This is a genomic window from Achromobacter sp. RW408 (genome assembly GCF_003184165.1).
Taxonomy (GTDB): Bacteria; Pseudomonadota; Gammaproteobacteria; order Burkholderiales; family Burkholderiaceae_B; genus Achromobacter; species Achromobacter xylosoxidans.
The window spans coordinates 380937-385927 of the sequence record NZ_QHHO01000022.1 but is presented as its reverse complement, the minus strand read 5'-3'; the positions used below and the strand labels follow the sequence as shown (position 1 = coordinate 385927).

The window sequence follows — 4991 nt, the reverse complement described above, 5'->3', positions numbered from 1 at the left end:
CGTCCGTCCCTGCCGACGGCTTGCGGGCTGCCGGGCGCCCACGCCCGCCCGCCCCGAATTTTCTTTGTGGAACGTTGATGATTTTCGACTGGATGTCCGACCCGACCGCCTGGCTTGGCCTGGCGACGCTGGTCATTCTTGAAATCGTGCTGGGTATCGACAACCTGGTGTTCATCGCCATCCTGGCCGACAAACTGCCGCCGGCGCAGCGCAACCGCGCCCGCATGATCGGCCTGACGCTGGCCATGGTGATGCGCCTGGGCCTGCTGGCCAGCATCGCGTGGGTGGTGACGCTGACCGCGCCGCTGTTCACGGTGCTGGGCGCCGAGATCTCCGGGCGCGACCTGATCCTGATCCTGGGCGGCCTGTTCCTGCTGTTCAAGGGCACCATGGAACTGCATGAACGGGTCGAGGGCGGCAGCGCCCACGATTCCGGCCAGAAGCCGCAGCACGCGGTGTTCTGGCAGGTGATCCTGCAGATCGTGGTGCTGGACGCGGTGTTCTCGCTGGACTCGGTGATCACCGCGGTCGGCATGGTGCAGGACCTGAGCATCATGATGATCGCGGTGGTGGTGGCGATGGCCGTCATGATGCTGGCCAGCCGTCCGCTGATGGGCTTTGTCGCCCGCCATCCGACCGTGGTGATCCTGTGCCTGGGCCTGCTGCTGATGATCGGCTTCAGCCTGGTGGCCGAGGGCCTGGGCTTCCATGTGCCCAAGGGCTACCTGTACGCCGCGATCGGCTTCTCGATCCTCATCGAGCTGTGCAACCAGCTGGCGCGCCGCAACCGCGCCAAGGGCACGCACGCCCTGGGACGGCGCCAGCGCACCGCGCAGGCGGTGCTGCGGCTGTTGCGCGCCGGCCGTGGCGGCCACGTGCCGCAGCAGGCTGACGAAGTGGTGGCGCTGGTGGACAGCGTCGGCGAGGAACCGGCGTTCGCGCCGGAGGAAAGCTCGATGATCGAACGCGTGCTGGCCATCGGCGCGCACGACGTGCGCGCCATCATGGTGGCGCGGGGCGACATGGTCTGGCTGGATGTCGCCGACACACCCGACCAGATCGTGCGCAAGTTCGCCTCGGGCCACTCGCGCCTGCCGTTGTGCGCCGGCGATCCGGCCAACGTGCTGGGCGTGCTGCACTTCAAGGACCTGCTGGCGCTGCTGCGCAACCCCGGCCCGATCGACCTGGTGGAACTGGCGCGCGAGCCGCGCTACGTGATGGAAACCACGCCGGTGCTCAAGGTGCTGGACGAACTGCGGGCGTCGCGCGACCACATGCTGATCGTTGTGGACGAGCACGGCGTGTGCGAAGGGCTGGTGACGCCGATGGACGTGCTGACCGCGGTGGCGGGCGAGCTTCCGGAACATGCCGAGGCGCCGCCGGAGGCGCTGCAACTGTCGGACGGATCATGGCTGCTCGATGGCCGGCTGGCGCTGGCCGAGGCGGCGCGGCTGCTGGACGCGGCGGAACTGGCCGATGACGCCGACGACGCCACATTGGCCGGCCTGCTGCTGAGGGCGGAGGGGCGTATCCCGGAAACCGGCGATGTGGTCGCATGGCGCGATTGGCGCTTCGAGGTCACGCGCCGCGACGGCCTGCGCATCGACCAGGTCCATGCGCGCAAGGCGAGCGACGCCACCGCCGCTACCGGCGCGGCCTGATCGCGGCCTGCCGCCGCCTGTGGTTTACACGCGCGCTGCGGGAATGCCGTGGCGGCATTCCCGTATTCTCACGGCGGCGGCCGGCCACGCATTCGTTTCAACCCGGGTGGGCGGCGGCGTGATTGATCGCACTATTGGTCAATTCAAAAGATTATGAGAATATTGTCGAAAATTTCGGCCCGTTAATAATAAGTTTTCATTCAGCAAGGGCCGAATAAATCGGCGGCACCAGCAGCGAATTTGTCTTTGCACGATGAACCATTCAATGGGGAACGAAGCATGGGCACGATGTTGTTTGCGGGCAGAACAAGGGGACGGCCAGGCTTTCTGGCCTTGATCGGCGCCTGCGCGCCATTATGTCTCGGCGCCCAGGCCTGGGCGCAATCGGCGGACGACGCAAACCAGAGCAATAATCCGCTCAATCTCGCTCCTTCGCTCAATTTCCAGAATCACGACACGCCCAGGCTGTTCGGCGGCAGCGCGCATCCCCTTCAATACCCAGCGGGAGTCGCAGCATGTCGATAGTGTCGCGTCATCGCAGTTCGCGCTCTTGCGGCGTTTCGTTGCTGGCTGCGGCGCTGCTGGCCGTGCCCTTCACGGCGCATGCCACTGAAGGCGCGCTGGGGCGACAGGTGACGGGCACCAGCGTGCAGCCCAATGCCGGCATCGTGTCGCCCGAGCCCATCTGGGCGGTGAACTTCGCCGAGATCTACCTGGACGGCAAGGTCGGCGGCGGCCGCGACGTGCCCTTGGGCAAGCGCGTGTCGGCCGACGTGGAGGGCAAGGTGGCGTTCACGCTGGCCACCTTGCTCAAGACCTGGGACACCGGGCCGGGCCGCTGGAACTTCGCGTCCAGCGTCACATTGCCCTATGTCTGGACCAAGGTGAACGCGCGGGCTTCCGGGCCGCTGGGCCGCAGCACGGGCGAGAGCGATACCGCGTCCAACCTGTTCGACCTGTATTTCTCGCCGATCATCGCCGGCTACCACTTTTCGGAAACCTCGCACATGGCGCTGAGCCTGAACGTGTGGGCGCCCACTGGCAAGTACGATGCCAACGCCCTGGCCAATCCCAGCCTGAACAACTGGACCTTCATCCCGCAGGTGGCCTATACCCATATCTTCCCGCAGTCGGGCTTGCAGCTCGACACGGTCGCCAGCGTGCAGTTCTACACCCGCAACAACGATACCGACTACCGCAACGCGCCGATCTTCGGCATAGACGTGATGGGGCGCAAGACCTTTTCGAACGGGCTGGCCGTGGGGCTGGTGCTGGGCACGCAGCAGCAGCTGGGCAGCGACAGCGGGCCGACGGCGGATCGCCTGAACGGCTTCAAGGGCCGCGACTGGGCGCTCGGCCCGGTCATCACCTACGACCGCAAACTGGCCGACAAACGATCGCTGTCGCTCGGGCTGCGCTGGGTGCCGACCATCAGCAGCACCAATCGCCTGGACAGCAGCAGCACCTTCATGGCCTCGGCCACGCTGGTGTTCTGATACGGGCCATGCAGCCTTGGGCGCCGTTCGCCGGGGCGGCGGGGAAGCGGCGATCAATCCGCCGTCACCGGCGCCGACAGCCACCGCAGGACAAAACGCGCGCCGCCCAGGGGGCTGTCCTGCACCTCGATCGTGCCCTGGTGGCTGGCGGCGACGCGCTTGACGATGGCCAGGCCCAGGCCGGCGCCGCCGGTGCCGCGGTCGCGGCTTTCGTCCAGGCGGATGAAGGGTTCGAAGATGCGCCCGCGGTGTTCAAGCGGGATGCCCGGGCCGTCGTCGTCCACCACCAATTCGTAGCCCCCGGCGGGGCAGCTGGTGAGCGCGATCTCGATGCGCCCGCTGGCGTAGCGCACCGCGTTCTGCACCAGGTTCAGCAGCGCGCGGCTCATGTAGCGCGGATGTAGCTGGACATGGGCCGGCAGGCCATCGCGCACGTGGCAGCGCACCCCGCGCGCGTCGGCCTGGTGCTCGACCTGGGCCAGCGCTTCGCCCAGCCAGTCGCGCACGTCCACTGTTTCCTGGGTGACGACGTCTTCGGCGGGGCGCTCCAGCCGCGCGTACACCAGCAGTTCGCCCACCATCGCCTCGAGCTCGCCGATGTCGGTGCGCATGTCGTGCAGGATCTGGTCGCGCTTGGGCAGGAATTTTTCCTGGCCGAGCATGTCGACCTCGAAAGACAACCGCGCCAGCGGCGTGCGCAGTTCATGCGAGACCGCGTTGGTCAGGCTGCGCTGGTTTTCCACCAGCGCGGCGATGCGCTCGGCCATCTGGTTGAAACTCTCGCCGACGTGCCGGATACCGGAGAAATGCGAAAGCCGCACCCGTACCGCCAGGTCGCCCTGGCCCATGCGCAGCGTGGCGTTGCGCAGGGCATCCAGGTCGCGCCAGACCGGCAGCGCCCACAACAGCAGCAGCACCATCGCCAGCACCATGCAGAGCGCCAGCCAGGCGCCCCAGGTGATCCATTTTTCCAGCGACGGTTCGCCCGGCAGGCGCATTTCGAGCCATTGGCGCGGCTCGCCGGGCAGGGGCGCCAGATAGGTGTTGTACTCGTCGCGCATGATGAAGCCGCGCGTGGCCAGGTCCTGCCGTTCCTTCTCGGTGGCCTCGATCCGTTCCGGCGTCACCAGCTTGAGCTCCAGCCCGTAATGGGGCCGCAGCGAATCGCGGATGAAGGCGGCGCGCGATTCGGGTTCGATCGGGTCCAGCTCCTTGTGCAGCGCATACATCTGGCCGCGCACCGCCTGGTAGGAGAGGTCGGCGCTGACCGAATCGAGCAGATAGTCCAGGCTGCGGTTCACGAGCTGGGAGGCGGCGATATAGGCAATGGCGGCGACCACGAATATACGGATCGTGAACTTGAGCATGCTGTGATTCCTGTGGGGCGCGAGGGCCGCACATCTGCCGTCCGGGCGCATCGAGTTCCATCGCGGTGGGCTGCGGAATGCTACCGAAGGGGGCTGTCGCAATCCGCCCGCATTTGTATGGAAATTGTGAAAATTCATGTAGTGATCCGGACGCCGGGATAGGTGGACGATTGAAACGATGACGCCGCCCGGCTATAAGCTTGAATCATGAAGACCCGCCATCCCGGGGGGCTTCAACCGTGTCAGAGTGCCGCCCCGATGCCGCCGCAGCCGCCTTTTCATGATGAACACGTCGCCAGCAAGACGGCGGCCAGCGAAGCCGTCCCGGCCGGACGGGGCTCCTGTATGGAGGTCTTCCTGGCTTTCCTGCGCCTGGGCTTGACGGCTTTTGGCGGTCCGGTGGCGCATCTGGCCTATTTCCGCGAGGAATTCGTCGACCGCCGCCGCTGGCTCGACGATTACGCTTT

General features: G+C 66.5%; 4 protein-coding genes. 3 read left to right on the top strand and 1 reads right to left on the bottom strand.

Going from position 1 to position 4991, the window contains the following annotated elements; genetic code table 11:
* Positions 1-77: 77 nt before the first annotated feature.
* Positions 78-1661, top strand: a complete 1584-nt coding sequence (locus tag DK459_RS04035) for a transporter associated domain-containing protein (protein ID WP_054443414.1) — start codon at positions 78-80, stop codon at positions 1659-1661.
* 515 nt (positions 1662-2176) lie between these two features.
* Positions 2177-3157: a transporter gene (locus DK459_RS04025; protein WP_024068809.1), complete on the top strand. Its 981-nt coding sequence runs from the start codon at positions 2177-2179 to the stop codon at positions 3155-3157.
* 53 nt (positions 3158-3210) lie between these two features.
* Here the strand turns inward: DK459_RS04025 and DK459_RS04020 are convergent, their stop codons facing one another.
* A complete protein-coding gene (locus tag DK459_RS04020; RefSeq protein ID WP_110134473.1) occupies positions 3211-4524 on the bottom strand; it encodes an ATP-binding protein in 1314 nt (437 codons plus the stop codon).
* Between the two features lie 207 nt (positions 4525-4731).
* On the opposite strand from DK459_RS04020, the gene DK459_RS04015 reads away from it, so the two are divergent.
* On the top strand, positions 4732-4991 hold a 260-nt coding region (locus DK459_RS04015; RefSeq protein ID WP_370445586.1), incomplete at its 3' end, for a chromate transporter.